The sequence below is a fragment of the Streptomyces sp. NPDC002623 genome (genome assembly GCF_053592635.1).
Map to the genome: position 1 here is coordinate 117,991 of NZ_JBSFWB010000001.1, position 19,382 is coordinate 137,372.

Consider the following 19,382-nt stretch of genomic DNA (forward strand, 5'->3'; position numbering starts at 1 on the left):
TTCTCGGGAGGGCTAGAGGTCCGGAATATCGGCCTTTGCGCGCAGGAGGGTCTCACGCGTGATGACCACGATGCGCTCGTGCTCACCGCGTGAGGCGTCGGAGGGAAGGCCGGGGTCCAGTGAATCCGTGGCGTCCGTGCCGATAACCGCGAAATTGCCGTCGGCAAGTTCAAAAATATCGGGGCAATTCGCTCCGCTCGTGCTTCCTCGAGCGTGCGGAGATGCACCGATCCGACGGATGATCTGACTCACTGTTGCTTCCCTTGGGTCCGTTGGCTTTCGCACGACGACTACGCGGTGCAAGGCGGGCCCTGTGGGGTGCGCTCGTCATCCGGCGGCGTAGGCGACGATCTGGTGGGGTCCTCTACGCGATCAAGCGCGAGTCAACTCCCTGACGTCCCACTCAACTCTCAACTTCATCGGTTCGTTATGGGCCGTGGGTGTGAACTCCGGAAGCGGGGAGCGCGGCCGCGCGCGTGAGCCCTCGGCCTCCGAAGTGCGCCGAGCGTGTCGAGACCGCGCTGCTTTCACGGAGTCGGCGGCTCGCCCACCACCCACCATTCGTCGGTGTCCGACTCCTCGAGTTGTGTCAGGAGTTCGTCCACCATACGGCCGAGTTCCGCTTCGTCCGAGCCGTCCGCAATGGTGGCCCGTTGATGTCTGGTCGCGTACCAGTACTCCCGTACGACGGGATTCTGCAGAATGCCCCGGATGTACCCGAAGAACTCTTCGCGGGAGATATTGCCGATCCGGTAATAAAACAGCGTGTTCGTGTAGAGGGCGTTGGCGTAGATGTACTGACGCCGCTGCTTGGTGGAAACGGGCGCCTCGAAGAGGTCCAGCACTTCTGCCAGTTCGGGGTCGTCGATGGCCTTGCTCAGCAATTCCCAGTGCAGACGTTGCTGGTTGGCCAGGTTGGTGTGCTGCTGGGAGTGGGCGGTGCGTTCCAGGTGTTCCAGGCGCACGCGGAATGCCTCCAGTGCATGACGTTGTGCCGCCATGGTGATCAGAGCACCGGCGGCCATGCCGACGGCCGCCGCGGCGGCTGCACCGAGTCCGCGTACCCCAAACCTCTGTGTGGCCATGTCAAAAACTCCCGATCGGGCGGCCGTGCGCCGGTCGTCGGGGTGCGGGTGGGCGTGACGGGGACCGGCGAGCGGTGGGCGGCGCTTGCCGCCTCCCAGAGTGCCGAGCGGCTCTGATCGGCGGGGGAGGCGGAGGGGAGGCGCACAGAGGGAAGCGAGGGTCGCACGCCAGGGCGCCTTGCCCAAGGTCTGCCCCGCAAATGCTGCTAACAAGCGTTCACTTCGCGGGGTTTCCTCCGGCTCGTATCCTGGGACCGCATTCATTCCTCGCACGCGCGCCCGGCCGCGAGCCGGTGCACGCGCGGCGTTCAGAGAGGTCGCACGTGTCGCACAGCCGCAGTCCGCAGCAGATCCCGGTCGTCGTGCTCGCCGGATTCCTGGGCTCCGGCAAGACGACCCTGCTCAACCATCTCCTGCACCGCAGCGGAGGCAGCCGCATCGGGGCGATCGTGAACGACTTCGGCGCCATCGAGATCGACGCCATGGCCGTGGCCGGCGCGCTCGGCGACTCCACCGTCTCCCTCGGCAACGGCTGCCTGTGCTGCGCCGTCGACGCCAGTGAACTGGACGTCTACCTCGAACGGCTGGCCAGGCCCTCCGCCGGCATCGACGTCATCGTCATCGAGGCCAGCGGCCTCGCCGAGCCGCAGGAACTGGTGCGGATGGTCCTGGCCAGCGACCACCAGGGGATCGTCTACGGCGGGCTCGTCGAGGTCGTCGACGCCGCCGAGTTCGACGAGACCCGCGCGAAGCACCCCGAGATCGATCGGCATCTCGCCCTCGCCGACCTCGTCGTGGTGAACAAGCTCGACCGCGCGCCCGACGCCGACCGCGTCCTCGCGCGGGTCCGCTCGCTCACCGACCGGGCCGCCGTCGTCCCCGCCACCTACGGCCGTATCGACGCCGAACTCCTCTTCGACTGCCGGCCGAGCGAGGAGCGCGTCGGACAGCTCTCCTTCGACGACCTGCACGACCATGCCGGGGACGGTCACGCCGACCACCTCCACACCGCCTACGACAGCCTCTCCTTCCGCTCCGAAGTCCCCCTCGACCCGCGCCGGTCGATGGAGTTCCTCGACAGCAGGCCCGAGGGGCTCTACCGGATCAAGGGGTACGTCGACTTCGGCCCGCACGACCCGGCCAACCGGTACGCCGTGCACGCCGTCGGGCCGTTCCTGCGCTTCTACCCGGAGCCCTGGGCGGCCGCCGACGCCCGTCTCACCCAGCTCGTCCTCATCGGCTCCGGCATCGACACCGCCGCCCTCGCCAAGGAACTCGACGCGTGCACGAGCGACGCCCCGCACGCCGACGAGCACGGCATGTGGGGCGTCCTGCGCTACGTACAGGCCCCCGTCGAGGACGGGGACCTGATGGATCCTCCGGACGAGGCCTAGACCGGCCCGGCCACCACCGACACCGTCTTCGCCAGCGACACGCCCGAACCGTCACGGCGCGGGTCCATCTCCGGGAGGTCGGCCGGCAGGCCGTTCTTCTGTGCCGCCTTGGCCGGGACGGGGCCCGCCCAGGCCAGCGACAGGCAGTCCTCGCCCTTCAGGAACCGCTGACAGCGCACACCGCCGGTCGCGCGCCCCTTGCGCGGATACTGGTCGAAGGGGGTGAGCTTGGCGGTCGTCTGGACGGAGTCGTCCAGGGTTCCGCGTGAGCCCGCGATGGTGAAGACCACCGCGTCCACCGCGGGGTCCACGGCCGTGAACGAGATCACCTTCGCGCCCTCGATCAGCTTGATGCCCGCCATACCGCCCGCCGGACGGCCCTGCGGGCGCACCTGCGCCGCCTGGAAGCGAAGCAGTTGGGCGTCGTCGGTGATGAAGATCAGATCCTCCTCACCGGTGCGCAGCTCGACGGCGCCGACGATCCGGTCGCCGTCCTTGAGGGCGATGACCTCCAGCTCGTCCTTGTTGGTCGGGTAGTCGGGCACGACCCGCTTGACCACACCCTGTTCCGTGCCCAGCGCCAGACCCGGGGACGATTCGTCCAGCGTGGTCAGACAGACCAGCGTCTCGTCGCCCTCCAGGGAGACGAACTCCGCCAGCGGGGCGCCGCCCGAGAGGTTCGGCGCCGACGCCGTGTCCGGGAGCTGCGGAAGGTCGACGACGTTGATCCGCAGCAGCCGGCCCGAGGACGTGACCGCGCCGATCTCCCCGCGCGCGGTGGCCGACACCGCCGAGACGATCACATCGTGCTTGGTGCGCCGGTCGTCCTCGTCCTGGGCGAAGGGCTCGCCGTTCGCCGTGCGGGCCAGCAGGCCCGTGGAGGACAGCAGGACGCGGCACGGGTCGTCCGCGACCTGGAGGGGCACCGCGGTGGCCGTGGCGCCCGAGGACTCCAGCAGGACCGTACGGCGCTCGGTGCCGAACTTCTTCGCCACCGCGGCGAGTTCCGCCGAGACCAGCTTGCGCAGCTCCGTGTCCGAGTCCAGGATCCGGGTCAGCTCCGCGATCTCCGCGTTGAGCCTCTCCTTCTCCGCCTCCAGCTCGATGCGGTCGAACTTGGTGAGCCGGCGCAGCGGGGTGTCCAGGATGTACTGGGTCTGGATCTCCGACAGCGAGAAGTGCTCCATCAGGCGCTCCTTCGCCTGCGCGCTGTTCTCGCTGGAACGGATCAGCCGGATGACCTCGTCGATGTCGACGAGCGCCGTCAGCAGGCCCTCCACCAGGTGCAGCCGGTCACGGCGCTTGGTGCGCCGGAACTCGCTGCGGCGGCGCACCACGTTGAAGCGGTGGTCGAGGTAGACCTCCAGGAGCTCCTTGAGGCCCAGCGTGAGCGGCTGGCCGTCGACCAGCGCCACGTTGTTGATGCCGAAGGACTCCTCCATGGGCGTCAGCTTGTACAGCTGCTCCAGGACCGCCTCCGGCACGAAGCCGTTCTTGATCTCGATGACCAGGCGCAGGCCGTGCGCGCGGTCGGTGAGGTCCTTGACGTCGGCGATGCCCTGGATCTTCTTCGAGCCGACCAGGTCCTTGATCTTGGCGATGACCTTCTCGGGACCGACGGTGAACGGCAGTTCGGTGATGACCAGACCCTTGCGGCGGGCCGTCACCGTCTCCACCGCGACCGTGGCGCGGATCTTGAAGGTGCCGCGGCCGTTCTCGTAGGCGTCCCGGATGCCGGAGAGGCCGACGATCCGGCCGCCGGTCGGCAGGTCGGGTCCCGGGACGAACTTCATCAGGGTGTCCAGATCCGCGCCGGGGTAGCGGATCAGGTGGCGGGCGGCCGCGATGACCTCGCCCAGGTTGTGCGGCGGCATGTTCGTGGCCATGCCGACCGCGATCCCTGACGCGCCGTTGACCAGCAGGTTCGGGAAGGCGGCGGGCAGTGCCACCGGCTCCTGCTCCTGGCCGTCGTAGTTGGGTGTGAAGTCGACCGTGTCCTCGTCGATCGACTCCGTCATCAGGCTCGTCGCCTGGGCCTGGCGGCACTCGGTGTACCGCATGGCGGCCGGCGGGTCGTCGTTGCCCAGCGAACCGAAGTTACCGTGGCCGTCGACCAGCGGCACGCGCATGGAGAAGGGCTGGGCCATGCGCACCAGGGCGTCGTAGATCGACGCGTCGCCGTGCGGGTGCAGCTTGCCCATGACCTCGCCGACGACACGGGCGCACTTCACATAGCCGCGCTCCGGGCGCAGGCCCATCTCGTTCATCTGGTAGACGATGCGGCGATGCACCGGCTTGAGGCCGTCACGGGCGTCCGGTAGGGCGCGGGAGTAGATGACCGAGTACGCGTACTCGAGGAAGGAGCCCTGCATCTCGTCGACGACGTCGATGTCGAGGATCCGCTCCTCGTACGACTCGTCGGGCGGCGGGGTCTTCGTGCTGCGGCGGGCCATCGCTGCCGGCTCCTTGCTGGGGCGTGTGACGGGATCTGACGCGGACCATTGTGGACCGTGGCACTGACAGCGCGGGCGTGGACCCGGCGTGGGCGGTCCGGCCCCGCACGCAGAGGCACCTCCTCCACGGCTGCCCGCAGGCTACGCGATCTCGCTCTCGGCGTATGTCGCCCGGGAACTTCGCGGACCGTCCGCACGCTTGCATACAGTGGCAGGACCGGCAGGAAAACCGCGGTTTCGACGACCGCGTCCGCGATCGGAAGGGACGTACATGCCCATGGGTCACACCGCCACAGCCCAGGCAGGCTCCGGGGGCCTGACAGCGACCGAGCACCGCCTGGCCAACGGCCTGCGCGTGGTGCTCTCGGAGGACCACCTGACCCCCGTCGCGGCGGTGTGCCTCTGGTACGACGTGGGCTCGCGCCACGAAGTCAAGGGGCGTACCGGCCTTGCTCACCTTTTCGAGCACCTGATGTTCCAGGGCTCCGGCCAGGTCAAGGGCAACGGCCACTTCGAACTGGTCCAGGGCGCGGGCGGCTCGCTCAACGGCACCACCAGCTTCGAGCGCACCAACTACTTCGAGACCATGCCCACCCACCAGCTGGAGCTCGCTCTCTGGCTGGAGGCCGACCGCATGGGCTCCCTGCTCACCGCGCTCGACGACGAGTCGATGGAGAACCAGCGCGACGTCGTCAAGAACGAGCGCCGCCAGCGCTACGACAACGTCCCCTACGGCACCGCGTTCGAGAAGCTGACCGCTCTCGCCTACCCGGAGGGCCACCCCTACCACCACACGCCGATCGGCTCGATGGCCGATCTGGACGCGGCGACCCTGGAGGACGCGCGGGCGTTCTTCCGCACGTACTACGCGCCCAACAACGCGGTCCTGTCCGTGGTCGGCGACATCGACCCGGTGCAGACCCTCGCCTGGGTCGAGAAGTACTTCGGCTCCATCCCCGGCCACGACGGCAAGCCCGCTCCGCGTGACGGCGCGCTGCCCGAGGTCATCGGCGAGCAGCTGCGCGAGATCGTCGAGGAGGAGGTGCCGGCCCGCGCCCTGATGGCCGCCTACCGTCTGCCGCAGGACGGCACGCGTGCGTGCGACGCCGTCGACCTGGCGCTCACCGTCCTCGGCGGCGGCGAGTCCTCCCGGCTCTACAACCGCCTCGTGCGCCGTGACCGCACGGCGGTGGCGGCCGGTTTCGGCCTGTTGCGGCTCGCCGGGGCCCCCTCCCTGGGCTGGCTGGACGTGAAGACGTCCGGGGACGTCGAGGTGCCCGTCATCGAGGCCGCCATCGACGAGGAGCTCGCCCGGTTCGCCGCGGAGGGCCCCACGGACGAGGAAATGGAGCGCGCCCAGGCCCAGTTGGAGCGCGAGTGGCTCGACCGGCTCGGCACGGTCGCCGGCCGCGCGGACGAACTGTGCCGGTTCGCCGTCCTGTTCGGCGACCCGCAGCTCGCGCTGACCGCCGTCCAGCGGGTGCTGGACGTGACGCCCGAGGAGGTGCAGGAGGTCGCCAAGGCCCGTCTGCGCCCCGACAACCGCGCGGTGCTCGTCTATGAGCCGACCGCCGCCGAAGCCCCCGCCGACCAGGACGAGAACGAGGAGGCGGCCCGGTGACCGAGCTCGCCACGATGGACTTCCACCCCCAGCCCCGGGCCGGCGAGGCCAAGCCGTGGGCGTTCCCGGCGCCCGAGCGCGCCGCGCTCGCCAACGGTCTGACGGTCCTGCACTGCCACCGCCCCGGCCAGCAGGTCGTCGCCGTCGAGATCCTCCTCGACGCGCCGCTGGACGCCGAACCGGCCGACCTCGACGGCGTCGCCACGATCATGGCGCGCGCGTTCTCCGAGGGCACCGACAAGCACTCCGCCGAGGAGTTCGCCGCCGAGCTGGAGCGCTGCGGCGCCACCCTGGACGCGCACGCCGATCACCCCGGCGTCCGGCTCAGCCTCGAGGTGCCGGCCTCGCGCCTGCCCAAGGGCCTCGGCCTCCTCGCCGACGCCCTGCGGGCACCCGCGTTCGCCGACAGCGAGGTCGAGCGCCTCGTTCGCAACCGGCTGGACGAGATCCCGCACGAGCTGGCCAACCCCTCCCGGCGTGCCGCCAAGGAGCTCTCCAAGGAGCTGTTCCCGGCCACCGCGCGCATGTCCCGCCCGCGCCAGGGCACGGCGGAGACGGTCGAGAAGATCGACTCCGCTGCGGTGCGCGCCTTCTACGAGAAGCACGTGCGCCCCGCCACGGCCACCGCCGTGGTCGTCGGCGACCTCACCGGCGTCGACCTGGACGCGTTGCTGAGCGACACCCTGGGCGCCTGGACGGGCTCCTCGGCCCAGCCGCGGCCGGTGCCGCCGGTGACCGCCGACGACACCGGCCGGGTCGTCATCGTGGACCGCCCCGGCGCCGTCCAGACGCAGTTGCTGCTCGGCCGTATCGGCGCCGACCGGCACGACCGCGTGTGGCCCGCGCAGGTGCTCGGCACGTACTGCCTCGGCGGCACCCTCACCTCCCGCCTGGACCGCGTCCTGCGCGAGGAGAAGGGCTACACCTACGGCGTCCGCGCCTTCGGGCAGGTCCTGCGGTCCGCCCCGGACGGCTCGGGCGCCGCGATGCTCGCCATCAGCGGCTCCGTGGACACCCCGAACACCGGTCCCGCCCTCGAGGACCTCTGGAAGGTGCTGCGCACCCTCGCGGCCGAGGGGCTGACCGACGCCGAGCGTGACGTCGCCGTGCAGAACCTGGTCGGGGTGGCGCCGCTGAAGTTCGAGACCGCGGCGGCCGTCGCGGGCACGCTGGCCGACCAGGTCGAGCAGCACCTGCCCGACGACTTCCAGGCGACGCTGTACCAGCAGCTCGCCGCGACCGGCACGGTGGAGGCCACCGCGGCGGCCGTGAACGCTTTCCCGGTGGACCGGTTGGTGACCGTCCTCGTGGGCGACGCGGCCCAGATCAAGGCGCCGGTCGAGGCCCTCGGCATCGGCGAGGTGAAGGTCGTGTCCGCGGAGTAGTCCGCGGCGCGGTCACGGCGCGGACCCGGCAACGGCACGCGCGTGTAGGGGCCCTGGTCGACGGAAGCGTCACCAGGGCCGCTAAATGTCCGAATTGGGGCGGAGGTTGCCTGTCTGCCCTGTGGGATGCGCTACAAAAACCGGGATTCGTTTGAGGATTGAAACCTGCCCCGCTTAGCTTCGTGCGGGCTGTTCGTCAGGCAGTGCGCCGCAGCCGCGGCACCGGACAGTCATCGCCGAGTCCCCGTACGGCGCGAGCCAGGGGAGCCGGGGACCCACTTGTGAAGTCCCTGGGGTGAATCGGACGCCCGCGCGAGTTGCGAGGGGGCCCGTAGGAGACCTTCCTGCTCCGAACCCGTCAGCTAACCCGGTAGGCGAGAGGGAAGGAAAGGATACCCCTGTCTTCATGGCGATCACCTGCGCCACCGGGAAGCACCGTCGGCCCAGCCGGATGCAGCGGACCACCGTTCGCGCGGCGGGCGTCGCGGCGCTCACCACCACCGGTGTCATGGCCACCGTCGCCTCCACTCCGGCCCTCGCCGCAGAGCCCACGCCCGAGCAGACCGGGCTGATCCCCGTCGTCACGGTCGGCGAGTCCGTCGCCGAGCAGCTCGACGACCAGGTCGCCGTGCAGAAGCAGGCGGCCTTCGAGCAGGCCGCCCGCGAGGCCGCCGCCAAGAAGGCCGTGGAGGAGCGCGAGGCACGCGTGCGTGCCGCCCGCGAGGCCGAGCGCAAGCGCCTCAACGCCTTCGTGCTGCCGATCACCGGCTCCTACGTGTCCACCGGCTACCAGGCCAGCAGCTCCCTGTGGTCCTCCGGCAGCCACACCGGCGTCGACTTCCACGCGGCCAGCGGCACCACCGTGCACGCGGTCGGCCTGGGCACCGTCGTCGAGGCCGGCTGGGGCGGGTCGTACGGCTACCAGGTCGTGATCAAGATGAACGACGGCACGTACACCCAGTACGGTCACCTGTCGTCCATCGAGGTGTCGGTGGGGCAGCAGGTCACCCCGGGCCAGCGGATCGCGCTGTCCGGCGCGACCGGCAACGTCACCGGCGCGCATCTGCACTTCGAGGCCCGCACCACCGCCGAGTACGGCTCGGACATCGACCCGGTCGCCTACCTCCGCGCGCACGGCGTGAACGTCTGACGACGCACGGCGACAGATCGTTCGGCCCCGGCCCTCCCGGCCGGGGCTTTCGTCGTTTTCGAGATCCTGTTGTCCAAAAAATATCCACGGATTCCAGTCCGCCATCGGAAATTCCCGCTGATTGCAATAGAGTCACGGAACACACGTCAATCGTCGACGTTTCACGGGGATTAAGGCGGAGGTCCGTCATGCGTATTCCGGCGCACTCGGTGTGCACGGCCATCCGGGACGACATCGTCGCGGGTGTCTACGAGCGCGGCAGCCGCCTCACGGAGGAACTCCTCGCCCGCCGCTACGGCGTTTCCCGTGTGCCCGTCCGGGAGGCGCTGCGCACGCTGGAGGCGGAGGGCTTCGTGGTCACACGGCGGCACGCGGGCGCGTGCGTCGCCGAGCCGACCGAGCAGGAGGCTGCGGACCTGCTGGAGATGCGCATGCTGCTGGAGCCGCTCGGCGCCTCCCGGGCCGCCCAGCGGCGCACCGAGGCCCATCTGAAGGTGCTGCGCGGTCTCGTCCGGCTGGGCCAGGAGCGGGCCAGGAGGGGCAACAGCGAGGATCTGCGCTCCCTGGGCGGCTGGTTCCACGAGACGCTCGCCCAGGCCTCCGGAAGCCAGGCCCTGACCTCGATGCTCACCCAGCTGCGCCACAAGATCGCCTGGATGTACATCGTGGACGCCCCGGCGGACCCGGTGGAGTCCTGGGGGGAGCACGGCGCGATCGTGGACGCGGTGGCGCGCGGCGACGGGGAGCGCGCGCGTGCGGTCACGGCGCTGCACACCGAGCGCGCGACGGCCGTGCACCGGCTGCGCTTTTCCGGCGGCGTGGAGCGCGTCGACCGTGTGAGGACTTCGCAACCTCCCGTAAACATGACGGGTCTGCGGCATTAACACGGGGGCCGTATACAAAGAGGAGTTAATTCGCGGGGCACTATTTCTGCTGCCCATGAGCGGGAAATTCAAAGGGCTCGCCCGACAATTCGGACGAGCCCTTCGGTGTTGCGGGACGACGACTTTAAGGCAGCGCGCCGTCAGGGTTTTCAGACGGTCTCGGGGAGTTCCTCGAGACCCTCGGCGACCAGCTTCGCGAGCCGGTCGAGGGCAGTGTCCGCGCCCTCGGCCTCGGACGCGAGGACGATCTCCTCGCCGCCCTTGGCGCCCAGGCCGAGAACGGCCAGCATGGAGGCCGCGTTGACGGGGTTGCCGTCGGCCTTGGCGATCGTCACGGGGATACCTGCGGCCGTGGCGGCCCGGACGAAGATGGAAGCGGGGCGGGCGTGAAGGCCCTCGGCCCAGCCGACGTTGACGCGGCGCTCAGCCATGTGATGCTGCCCTTCAGTGTCTCAGGTTGTCTAGACCAGTGTTCCACACGTGAAGCCCGGGAGGGGCGGTCCATGCGTCCCGTCCCGACGTGGTCGTCGGATCGCGGCCTCGATCCGACGTGCGTCCTCCACAGACTGCCTCGCGCCGTTGTCGTACGCGAGCCGTACTCTGGGCCCCATGCAGAGCGCGTCGGACCGGCACGAGTACCCCGCCCACTGGGAGGCCGACGTGGTGCTGCGCGACGGCGGCACCGCACGCATCCGCCCCATCACCGTTGATGACGCCGAGCGCCTGGTCAGCTTCTACGAGCAGGTCTCGGACGAGTCGAAGTACTACCGCTTCTTCGCGCCCTACCCGCGCCTGTCCGCAAAGGACGTCCACCGCTTCACGCACCACGACTTTGTGGACAGGGTGGGACTCGCGGCCACCATCGGCGGCGAGTTCATCGCAACCGTACGCTATGACCGGATTGGCACCGACGGCATGGCCGCCTCCGCGCCCGCCGACGAGGCCGAGGTCGCCTTCCTCGTGCAGGACGCCCACCAGGGACGCGGTGTCGCCTCCGCGCTCCTCGAACACATCGCGGCCGTGGCGCGCGAGCGTGACATCCGCCGCTTCGCCGCCGAGGTGCTCCCCGCCAACACCAAGATGATCAAGGTGTTCACGGACGCCGGCTACACCCAGCAGCGCCACTTCGAGGACGGCGTCGTCCGCCTGGAGTTCGACCTCGAACCCACCGAGCGCTCCGTCGCCGTGCAGCGCGCGCGGGAGCAGCGCGCCGAGGCCCACTCCGTGCGACGGCTGCTGACGCCCGGCTCGGTGGCCGTCGTCGGCGCCGGCCGCACCCCGGGCGGCGTCGGCCGGAGCGTCCTCGGCAACCTCCGGGAAGCCGGCTTCACCGGACGCCTGTACGCCGTGAACAAGGCATTCCCCGAGGACCTGAAGGAACTCGACTCAGTGCCCGCGCACCGCTCGGTGCGCGACATAGCGGAACCCGTCGACCTCGCGGTCGTCGCCGTCCCGGCCGAGCAGGTGCCCGAGGCCGTCGCCGAGTGCGGCGAACACGGCGTGCAGGGACTCGTCGTCCTCTCCGCCGGTTACGCGGAGAGCGGTCCCGAAGGGCGCGAGCGCCAGCGCGAACTCGTCCGGCACGCGCGCGCGTACGGTATGCGGATCATCGGCCCCAATGCGTTCGGGGTGATCAACACCTCCCCCCAGGTCCGGCTCAACGCCTCACTCGCCCCGGAGATGCCCAGGCCCGGCCGGATCGGCCTGTTCGCCCAGTCCGGGGCCATCGGCATCGCCCTGCTCTCCCGGCTCCACCGGCGCGGCGGCGGTGTCACCGGAGTCACCGGAGTGTCGACCTTCGTCTCCTCCGGCAACCGCGCGGACGTCTCCGGAAACGACGTCCTTCAGTACTGGTACGACGATCCCGACACCGACGTCGCCCTGATGTACCTGGAGTCCATCGGCAACCCGCGCAAGTTCACCCGCCTCGCACGGCGCACGGCGGCCGCCAAGCCCCTGGTGGTCGTCCAGGGCGCCGGTTCCGCCCCCCAGGGGCACACCGTGCGGGCGACGCGCCTGCCCCACGCGACGGTGTCGGCGCTTCTGCGGCAGGCCGGCGTGATCCGGGTGGACACCATCACCGAACTGGTCGACGCCGGCCTGCTGCTGGCCCGCCAGCCGCTGCCGACGGGACCGCGGGTCGCGATCCTCGGCAACTCCGAATCGCTGGGGCAGCTGACGTACGACGCCTGCCTCTCCGAGGGGCTGCGTCCGCTGACCCCGCTGGACCTGACGACGGAGGCGTCGGCGGAGGACTTCCACGCCGCACTGGCGCGGGCGCTGGCCGACGAGACGTGCGACGCGGTGGTCGTGACGGCGATCCCGGCGATCGGCGAGGTGTCGCCCGGGGACGGGGAACTCGCCCAGGCCCTTCGCTCGGCCGCGGCCGCGGCGCCCGCCAAACCGGTGCTCGTCGTGCACGTGGAACTCGGCGGCCTCGCGGCGGCGCTGTCCGCCGCGACGAGCACCGCACCGCGCGCCGCGGAGGCCGCCCCACGCGCGCGTGCCGCGACGGGAAACGGCGGGACATCGCAGCCCGCCGCCGTCGAGGCACCCGAGGGAGCCCACCTCATCCCCGCCTACCCCGCCGCCGAACGCGCTGTCCGCGCCCTCGCCGAAGCCGTGAAGTACGCCCAGTGGCGGCGCGAGGCGGCCGACCCCGGCAAGGTGCCCGAGTACGAGGACATCGACGAGAAGGGCGCCGCCGAACTGATCGGCGGGCTCCTCGCGCGCGGGCAGGGCCTCACCCTCGGCACCGAGGAGACCTGCGAGCTGCTCGGCCGCTACGGCATCCGCACCCGCCGGGCGATCCCCGCGCCCACCCCCGACGAGGCCGCGCGGGCCGCAGGCGCCCTGGGCTACCCGGTCGCCCTCAAGGCGACCGCCCCGCATCTGCGCCACCGCGCCGACCTGGGCGGCGTCCGCCTCGACCTGGCCGACGAGGAACAACTGCGCAGGGCGTACGCCGAGTTGACCGAGCTCTTCGGCAGGCCGGAGGAGCTCCGCCCGGTCGTCCAGGCGATGGCACCGCGCGGGGTCGACACGGTCGTCCGCGCGGTCATCGACCCGGCGGCCGGCGCCGTGCTCTCCTTCGGGCTCGCCGGGGCCGCCTCGCAGCTGCTCGGGGACATGGCGCACCGGCTGGTTCCGGTCACCGACCGCGACGCGGCCTCGTTGATCCGCTCGATCCGGACCGCCCCGCTCCTCTTCGGCTGGCGCGGCTCGACGCCCGTCGACACCCCCGCCCTGGAGGAGCTGCTGCTGCGGGTGTCCCGGCTGGTCGACGATCACCCCGAGGTCGTCGCGGTCACACTGGAGCCGGTCGTCGTCGCCCCGCACGGACTGAGCGTCCTGGGCGCGTCCATACGCCTCGCGCCCCCGCCCGCGCGCGACGACCTCGGACCGAGGACCCTGCCGACGTACTGAGGCGAGCGTTCCGGTCGGCGTCGTCCGGGACCGGCCTCGCCGCTTTCCGTTGCTCCGGGAGCCCACGCCCGACGGGCTGTCGCCGCTGGGCCGGCTCCCGGGCAAAGGCTCCCGGCAAGGGCGCCCCGGAAATGCCCCCCGGCGAACGCCCTTCCGCAGTGGTCGCGTTCGAGGCGGACACGGGCGGGCCGGAACCCGTCTCCTGCCTCGTGGCGGCGGACCGGCCGGAGATCGTCAGGGAGCACGTTCTCCGGACGCGCGCGCGGGGCCCGAAACCCGGGCGGCGTCTCGCTCCGCGCGCGCGGCCTCCACAGCGGTGACGGATCGGCCCGCGGACGCCGCCGGCCCACCGAAGCGGTCGTGACCGGTGCCTCGCAGTCAGTGGGTCCCCGTAGGATGGAGGGCATGGCCAAGACCAGTACGACGACCCAGGGGCTGCGCGCGGCGATCGAGCGCAGCGGCTACTACCCGGCCCTCGTGGCCGAGGCGGTGGAGGCCGCCGTGGGCGGCGAGCCGATCCGGTCGTACCTGGTCCACCAGGAGACCACGTTCGACCAGAACGAGGTGCGCCGGCATGTGACCGTGCTGGTCCTCACCGGCAACCGCTTCATCGTCAGCCACACCGACGAGCAGGCCGCCGACACCACCTCCCCGACGCCGTACGCCACGACGTCCACCGAGTCGGTGAAGCTCGGCCGGATCTCCTCGGTCGTCCTCAGCCGCGTGGTCGCCAACCCGGAGTCGTACGCCCCGGGCACCCTGCCGCGCGAGGTCGTGCTGACCATCGGCTGGGGCGCCGTCTCCCGCATCGACCTGGAACCGGCCGCCTGCGGCGACCCGAACTGCGACGCCGATCACGGCTACACCGGCAACTCGACGGCGGACGACCTCAGCCTGCGCGTCAGCGAGGCGGGGGACGGCCCGGAGACGGTGCGCCAGACGCTCGCCTTCGCACAGTCGCTCTCCGAGGCCACCGCGGACGTAACCCGCTGATGGCGCAGTCCACCCACTGGGACTTCCCCGAACCCCTCGCCGTCGGCTCCGCCCCCGTCCCCGAGTACGGCTCCGGCTCCCTCGCCGACCTGCTGCCCACGCTGGCCGCCGGCATGGGCGTACCCGGCACGACCGCGGCGATCGGCGAGCTGGCCCCGGCCGACCGCAACTGCGTCTTCCTGATCGACGGCCTCGGCTGGGAGCAGATCAAGGACCACCCCGAAGAGGCGCCGTATCTGCACGCGCTCCTCGGCAGCTCGCGCGGCGGCACCGGACGTCCGCTCACCGCCGGCTACCCGGCGACCACCGCGACCTCCCTCGCCTCCGTCGGCACCGGTCTCCCGCCCGGCGCGCACGGCCTGCCGGGCTACACCGTGCGCAACCCGGACACCGGCGCGCTGATGAACCAGCTCCGCTGGCAGCCGTGGACCTCGCCGACCGTCTGGCAGCCGTATCCCACGGTCTTCCAGCTCGCCCATGAGGCGGGCGTGCACGCCGCCCAGGTGTCGTCCCCCGCGTTCCAGAACACCCCGCTGACCAAGGTCGCGCTCAGCGGCGGAACGTTTCACGGGCGGCTGACCGGCGAGGAGCGCATGGACCTCGCCGCCGAGCAGCTCGCCGCCGGCGACCGCTCCCTCGTCTACACGTACTACGCCGAACTCGACGGCGCCGGGCACCGCTACGGCGTCGCCTCCGACACCTGGCGCGGTCAGCTCATGTACGTCGACCGGCTCGTCCAGCGCCTCGCCGAGCAACTGCCGCCGCGCAGCGCGCTCTACGTCACCGCCGACCACGGCATGGTCGACGTGCCCTTCGACGACGAGCACCGCATCGACTTCGACGCGGACTGGGAACTGCGCGCCGGGGTCGCCCTGCTGGGCGGCGAGGGCCGCGCCCGCCATGTCTACGCCGTGCCGGGCGCCGAGAACGACGTCCTGACCTGCTGGCGCGAGGTGCTCGGCGAACAGTTCTGGGTGGCCTCCCGGGACGAGGCGATCGCCGCGGGCTGGTTCGGACCGCAGATCGACGAGCGGGTGCACGCCCGCCTCGGCGATGTGATCGCGGCCGCCCGGGACGACGTCCTGATCATCGCTTCCGAGCGGGAGCCCAAGGAGTCGGCGATGGTCGGCAACCACGGTTCGATGACCCCTGCCGAGCAGCTGGTGCCCCTGCTCGAAGTACGCTCCTGACGTCCCGGAACCCTCCCAGAACCGTTTCTGCTCCACCTTCACCGAAAGGCGTTCGACTCCCCATGCCCGAGCTCGTGTTCTTCTCCGGAACCATGGACTGCGGGAAGTCGACGCTGGCTCTCCAGATAGAGCACAACCGCTCCGCGCGCGGGCTGCAGGGCATGATCTTCACCCGCGACGACCGGGCGGGCGAGGGCAAGCTGTCCTCCCGGCTCGGCCTGGTCACCGACGCGGTCGAGGTCGAGGACGGCCAGGACCTGTACGCCTCCCTCGTCGACCACCTCTCGCAGGGCGGCCGCGCGGACTACGTGATCGCGGACGAGGCGCAGTTCCTCGCCGAGGAGCAGATCGACCAGCTCGCGCGCGTGGTCGACGACCTGGACATCGACGTCTACGCCTTCGGTATCACCACCGACTTCCGCTCCAAGCTGTTCCCCGGCTCCCAGCGGCTCGTCGAGCTCGCCGACCGCGTGGAGGTCCTCCAGGTCGAGGCCCTGTGCTGGTGCGGCGCCCGCGCCACGCACAACGCCCGCACGGTGGGCGGGGTGATGGTCGTCGAGGGCGCGCAGGTCGTCGTCGGCGACGTCGACCAGGCGGACACGGTCGGCTACGAGGTGCTGTGCCGACGCCACCACCGGCGCCGTATGACCTCGGCATCGGCCCGGGCGGCAGCCCTGTCGCCGGACGTGCTGCCGGTGCAGCAGGTCTAGGACCGGCTCCGGGAACCGCCCCTCACCGCACTCCCTGGAGCAGGGAGAACCGGGCACCCTCGGGGTCGGCCACGGTCGCCACGCGCCCGTGCGCGCTGTCCCGGGCCGGTTCGAGGACGCGCCCGCCGAGGTCGACGACCTGGGCGAGCGCCGCGTCAGTGTCGGCCACCTCGAAGTACGTCGTCCAGTGCGGCCCCTGGTCCCGGGGCAGTGTGGGCCCCACGCCGTGGATGCCGGCGACCGGGCGGCCGGCGACGTTCAGCGTCACGTAGTCGAAGTCGGCGGACACGGCCGCCTCCTCGTCGTAGCCGAACACCGTCTCGTAGAACTTGCGGACGCCCGCGGTCTCGAAGGTCGTCAGCTCGTACCAGGCGGGGGTGCCGGGCACGCCGTGGATGCCGGTGCCGATGTGGGCCGCGGCCTGCCAGACGCCGAAGACGGCGCCGGAGGGGTCGGAGCCGATCGCCAGGCGTCCGGCGGCGGAGGCGTCCAGGGGGCCGACCCCGATCGTGCCGCCGCACAGCCGGACCGTTTCGGCGGTCGTGTCCACGTCGTCCGAGGCGAGATAGGGCGTCCAGGCGACGGGCAGATGGCGGTCCGGGGCCAGTTGGCCGATCCCGGCCACCTCCTGGCCGTCGAGCAGCGCCCGCATGTAGGGGCCGAGCTGATGCGGACCGGGCTGGAACTCCCAACCGAACAGCCCGCCGTAGAACTCCTGCGTCGCGGTCAATCCGTGCGCCATGAGACTCACCCAGCAGGGTGTACCGGGCGCATACCGAGCGTGTGCTGCGCCGATCGGGCCGGTCGACCCGCCTGCCTCGGTCATCGTCACTCTCTCCTCGGCCACTCCAGGTGGCCGCTTCGCTTCGCCCTCGGAGGATGCCTGATGGGGGGTTTCTCAACGGTTTACGCGCGGTTGTCGCCGTATGTCGATCGCATGTACGGCATGTACTCGACTCCGCACGCCTCGTGATCGGGCCTGTCCGGCCGAGCAGAGTAGCCGGACATGAGCGATGGGGCCACCCCGTGCGCCAGGATGGTGGCCATGAACGCCATCATCACCGCATCGGAACTGGCCGGCGACCTGGCGGGGGACCACCCGCCCGTCGTCCTCGACGTCCGCTGGCAGCTCAGCGTGGCCAAGGCGACCGGGGAGCCGCCGTTCGACGGCCGGGCCGCCTACGAGGCCGGACATGTGCCGGGCGCCGCCTACGTGGACCTGGACCGGGAGCTCGCGGGAGCGCCCGGCGGGGGTGGCCGGCACCCGCTGCCGGACCTCGCGGAGTTCGGCGCGGCGATGCGCCGGGCGGGTGTCTCGGCCGGCCGTCCGGTGGTCGTGTACGACGGCGGACAGGGCTGGGCGGCGGCACGCGCGTGGTGGCTGCTGCGCTGGACGGGTCACCCGGACGTGCGGGTCCTCGACGGGGGGTTGCCGTCGTGGCGCGGCGACCTCTCGGTCGACGTCCACACGCGTGTGGAGGGCGACTTCGAGCCCGCGCCGGGCGCCGCGGGCCTCCTCGACGCGGACGGGGCCGCGGCCCTCGCCCGTTCCGGAGTGCTGTTCGACGCCCGCGCGGGGGAGCGGTACCGGGGTGAGGTCGAGCCGATCGACCGGGTCGGCGGGCACATCCCGGGCGCCGTGTCCGCGCCCACGAACGACAATGTGGGGCCGGACGGCCGTTTTCTGCCCGTCGAGGACCTGAGGGACCGCTTCAAGGCCCTGGGGGCGTCGGACGGCAGCGAGGTCGGGGTGTACTGCGGATCGGGCGTCTCCGGCGCCCACGAGGTGCTGGCGCTGGCGGTCGCGGGGATCCCGGCGGCCCTGTACGTCGGGTCCTGGTCGGAGTGGTCCTCGGACCCGTCCCGGCCGGTCGCCGTGGGCCCCGACCCCCAGTGAGCCGACACGTAAAGGAGGGCCGCACCGAACAGGTGCGGCCCTCCCTCACGTATGTACCGTCGTGCGAACCGAAACCCGCGAACCGGCGGACGCCCCGGGCGAGTTGCGCGAGGGCCGCTTACTCCTGCTTCTTCCGCCGGGTGCCGAACACGATCTCGTCCCAGCTCGGCACCGCGGCCCGGCGGCCCGGACGGACGCCGTCCGCCTCGGCCTGGCGGTCGGTGGCGCCGATGAGACGGTCGCGATGGCTTCCGACGGAACGCGGCATGAGGACGTCCGCGTAGGCGGAACCGGCGGAGGCGGCGGGTGCCGGGGGCTCCTCGGTGACGGGCTCCTGCTCGTCTGGCTCCTCCGCGACGGGCTCGGCCGGGCGCTCCGGGACGACCATGTCGCCCCGGAAACTCGGCACCGCCTCCAACAGGCTGGTCAGCGAGTCGCGTTCCCGCTCGGCCGCGCTCTCCTCGGTCGGCTCGGACGGCAGCGCGGGCAGGCTCGGCCGGTCGAGGGTGCGGTCCAGCGGACGGTCGCGGGGCAGCCGGGCGATACGCGGGACGAAGGGAAAGCTGGGCTCGGGGGCGGCCAGGTCGTCGGACTCGCCGATGAGCGAACGCGCCTCGTCGTCGACGGCCTGGACGAGCCGCCGGGGCGGGTCGTACGTCCAGCTCGCCGAGTGCGGTTCGCCCGCGACCAGGTAGACCAGCAGGACCTCCCAGGTGCCGTCGTCGCGGCGCCACGAGTCCCACTGGACGGTGTCCTTCTCGGCGCCGCGGAGCAACAGCCGTTCCTGGACGGCCTCGCCGAGCTGTGGCCCGGCGTTCTCTCCGGGCCGACGGACCGGAGTCTTCCGGGCCCGCTCGGCCATGAAGGCACGCTCGGCCAGCACGGGGCCCTCGAAGCGGCGCACACGGTCGACAGGGATGCCGGCCATCTGCGCGACTTCTTCCGCGGTCGCACCGGCACGTATACGTGCCTGGATGTCGCGGGGGCGGAGATGGCTCTCCACCTCGATCTCGATCTGGCCGAGGCGGGGACGGTCGCCGCGTACGGCGGCGCGCAGACGCTCGTCGATCGGAAGCGTGTACTCCGTGCTGTCCGCAGCCTTCAGCACCAGCCGTGTGCCGTCATTCGAGACGGCCACGACACGCAGTTCGGGCATGGGGACCTCCCGGGTGGTGCCTGCCGACGTCACGTGCG

Annotated in this window: 16 protein-coding genes and 1 riboswitch; of the genes, 10 read left to right on the forward strand and 6 right to left on the reverse strand. The window is 71.5% G+C overall.

The genetic code is table 11. The features are described 5' to 3' along the window. Positions 1-12: 12 nt before the first annotated feature. Entirely contained in the window at positions 13-252 is a 240-nt protein-coding gene (locus tag ACWD4O_RS00465) for a hypothetical protein (RefSeq protein ID WP_351909587.1), read from the reverse strand. Between the two features lie 275 nt (positions 253-527). Further along, on the reverse strand, positions 528-1,085 hold the full coding sequence (locus tag ACWD4O_RS00470; protein ID WP_451275947.1) for a DUF6082 family protein: 558 nt from the start codon (positions 1,083-1,085) through the stop codon (positions 528-530). Positions 1,086-1,408: 323 nt separating this feature from the next. Between ACWD4O_RS00470 and ACWD4O_RS00475 the strand changes: the two genes are divergently transcribed. Beyond that, on the forward strand, positions 1,409-2,479 hold the full coding sequence (locus ACWD4O_RS00475) for a CobW family GTP-binding protein (RefSeq protein ID WP_451275949.1): 1,071 nt from the start codon (positions 1,409-1,411) through the stop codon (positions 2,477-2,479). On the opposite strand, the gene ACWD4O_RS00480 is transcribed toward ACWD4O_RS00475, so the two are convergent. Beyond that, the gene (locus ACWD4O_RS00480; RefSeq protein WP_451275951.1) at positions 2,476-4,932 is read right to left on the reverse strand and encodes a DNA gyrase/topoisomerase IV subunit A; all 2,457 of its coding nucleotides are present in this window, start codon (positions 4,930-4,932) and stop codon (positions 2,476-2,478) included. The genes ACWD4O_RS00475 and ACWD4O_RS00480 overlap by 4 nt on opposite strands. Positions 4,933-5,209: 277 nt before the next feature. On the opposite strand from ACWD4O_RS00480, the gene ACWD4O_RS00485 reads away from it, so the two are divergent. The 4 genes from ACWD4O_RS00485 to ACWD4O_RS00500 all read left to right on the forward strand — a co-directional run bounded on the left by ACWD4O_RS00485 (position 5,210) and on the right by ACWD4O_RS00500 (position 9,972). Continuing rightward, the gene (locus ACWD4O_RS00485) at positions 5,210-6,553 is read left to right on the forward strand and encodes a M16 family metallopeptidase (RefSeq protein ID WP_451275953.1); all 1,344 of its coding nucleotides are present in this window, start codon (positions 5,210-5,212) and stop codon (positions 6,551-6,553) included. Continuing rightward, positions 6,550-7,938 carry a M16 family metallopeptidase gene (locus ACWD4O_RS00490; protein WP_351909597.1) on the forward strand — a complete coding sequence of 463 codons (1,389 nt, stop codon included), beginning with the start codon at positions 6,550-6,552 and terminating at the stop codon, positions 7,936-7,938. Before ACWD4O_RS00485 ends, ACWD4O_RS00490 begins: the two co-directional genes overlap by 4 nt. 224 nt (positions 7,939-8,162) lie before the next feature. Further along, a riboswitch (cyclic di-AMP (ydaO/yuaA leader) is annotated at positions 8,163-8,330 on the forward strand. Positions 8,331-8,344: 14 nt separating this feature from the next. Beyond that, positions 8,345-9,088 carry a M23 family metallopeptidase gene (locus ACWD4O_RS00495; RefSeq protein ID WP_451275956.1) on the forward strand — a complete coding sequence of 248 codons (744 nt, stop codon included), beginning with the start codon at positions 8,345-8,347 and terminating at the stop codon, positions 9,086-9,088. 188 nt (positions 9,089-9,276) lie between these two features. After that, positions 9,277-9,972, forward strand: coding sequence for a GntR family transcriptional regulator (locus ACWD4O_RS00500; protein WP_451275958.1), 696 nt, complete (start codon positions 9,277-9,279; stop codon positions 9,970-9,972). Positions 9,973-10,121: 149 nt separating this feature from the next. Here the strand turns inward: ACWD4O_RS00500 and ACWD4O_RS00505 are convergent, their stop codons facing one another. Next, positions 10,122-10,403, reverse strand: coding sequence for an HPr family phosphocarrier protein (locus ACWD4O_RS00505; protein WP_451275960.1), 282 nt, complete (start codon positions 10,401-10,403; stop codon positions 10,122-10,124). A gap of 178 nt (positions 10,404-10,581) precedes the next feature. On the opposite strand from ACWD4O_RS00505, the gene ACWD4O_RS00510 reads away from it, so the two are divergent. The 4 genes from ACWD4O_RS00510 (at position 10,582) to ACWD4O_RS00525 (ending at position 16,291) form a co-directional block, all read left to right on the forward strand. Further along, positions 10,582-13,398, forward strand: a complete 2,817-nt coding sequence (locus ACWD4O_RS00510; RefSeq protein WP_451275962.1) for a bifunctional acetate--CoA ligase family protein/GNAT family N-acetyltransferase — start codon at positions 10,582-10,584, stop codon at positions 13,396-13,398. A 396-nt stretch (positions 13,399-13,794) separates the two neighbouring features. Continuing rightward, positions 13,795-14,391, forward strand: a complete 597-nt coding sequence (locus ACWD4O_RS00515) for a DUF5998 family protein (protein ID WP_351909669.1) — start codon at positions 13,795-13,797, stop codon at positions 14,389-14,391. Next, the gene (locus ACWD4O_RS00520; RefSeq protein WP_451275964.1) at positions 14,391-15,581 is read left to right on the forward strand and encodes an alkaline phosphatase family protein; all 1,191 of its coding nucleotides are present in this window, start codon (positions 14,391-14,393) and stop codon (positions 15,579-15,581) included. The genes ACWD4O_RS00515 and ACWD4O_RS00520 overlap by 1 nt, the downstream gene beginning before the upstream one ends. Before the next feature lie 62 nt (positions 15,582-15,643). After that, positions 15,644-16,291 carry a thymidine kinase gene (locus tag ACWD4O_RS00525; RefSeq protein WP_351909609.1) on the forward strand — a complete coding sequence of 216 codons (648 nt, stop codon included), beginning with the start codon at positions 15,644-15,646 and terminating at the stop codon, positions 16,289-16,291. A 22-nt stretch (positions 16,292-16,313) separates the two neighbouring features. Here ACWD4O_RS00525 and ACWD4O_RS00530 read toward each other — a convergent pair whose 3' ends face one another. After that, positions 16,314-17,117, reverse strand: a complete 804-nt coding sequence (locus tag ACWD4O_RS00530; protein WP_451275966.1) for a VOC family protein — start codon at positions 17,115-17,117, stop codon at positions 16,314-16,316. Between the two features lie 219 nt (positions 17,118-17,336). Here ACWD4O_RS00530 and ACWD4O_RS00535 point away from each other — a divergent pair, with 219 nt between their 5' ends. Next, on the forward strand, positions 17,337-18,188 hold the full coding sequence (locus ACWD4O_RS00535; RefSeq protein ID WP_451275968.1) for a sulfurtransferase: 852 nt from the start codon (positions 17,337-17,339) through the stop codon (positions 18,186-18,188). 118 nt (positions 18,189-18,306) lie between these two features. On the opposite strand, the gene sepH is transcribed toward ACWD4O_RS00535, so the two are convergent. Further along, on the reverse strand, positions 18,307-19,344 hold the full coding sequence (gene sepH, locus ACWD4O_RS00540) for a septation protein SepH (RefSeq protein WP_451275970.1): 1,038 nt from the start codon (positions 19,342-19,344) through the stop codon (positions 18,307-18,309). Positions 19,345-19,382 lie beyond the last annotated feature (38 nt).

Bases quoted from the DNA above. Each gene is read 5' to 3' on its own strand.
- ACWD4O_RS00470 (WP_451275947.1), bottom strand. From the start codon at position 1,085: ATGGCCACACAGAGGTTTGGGGTACGCGGACTCGGTGCAGCCGCCGCG.
- ACWD4O_RS00480 (WP_451275951.1), bottom strand. From the start codon at position 4,932: ATGGCCCGCCGCAGCACGAAGACCCCGCCGCCCGACGAGTCGTACGAG.
- ACWD4O_RS00485 (WP_451275953.1), top strand. From the start codon at position 5,210: ATGGGTCACACCGCCACAGCCCAGGCAGGCTCCGGGGGCCTGACAGCG.
- ACWD4O_RS00495 (WP_451275956.1), top strand. From the start codon at position 8,345: ATGGCGATCACCTGCGCCACCGGGAAGCACCGTCGGCCCAGCCGGATG.
- ACWD4O_RS00500 (WP_451275958.1), top strand. From the start codon at position 9,277: ATGCGTATTCCGGCGCACTCGGTGTGCACGGCCATCCGGGACGACATC.
- ACWD4O_RS00505 (WP_451275960.1), bottom strand. From the start codon at position 10,403: ATGGCTGAGCGCCGCGTCAACGTCGGCTGGGCCGAGGGCCTTCACGCC.
- ACWD4O_RS00510 (WP_451275962.1), top strand. From the start codon at position 10,582: ATGCAGAGCGCGTCGGACCGGCACGAGTACCCCGCCCACTGGGAGGCC.
- ACWD4O_RS00515 (WP_351909669.1), top strand. From the start codon at position 13,795: ATGGAGGGCATGGCCAAGACCAGTACGACGACCCAGGGGCTGCGCGCG.
- ACWD4O_RS00520 (WP_451275964.1), top strand. From the start codon at position 14,391: ATGGCGCAGTCCACCCACTGGGACTTCCCCGAACCCCTCGCCGTCGGC.
- ACWD4O_RS00525 (WP_351909609.1), top strand. From the start codon at position 15,644: ATGCCCGAGCTCGTGTTCTTCTCCGGAACCATGGACTGCGGGAAGTCG.
- ACWD4O_RS00530 (WP_451275966.1), bottom strand. From the start codon at position 17,117: ATGACCGAGGCAGGCGGGTCGACCGGCCCGATCGGCGCAGCACACGCT.
- ACWD4O_RS00535 (WP_451275968.1), top strand. From the start codon at position 17,337: ATGAACGCCATCATCACCGCATCGGAACTGGCCGGCGACCTGGCGGGG.
- sepH (WP_451275970.1), bottom strand. From the start codon at position 19,344: ATGCCCGAACTGCGTGTCGTGGCCGTCTCGAATGACGGCACACGGCTG.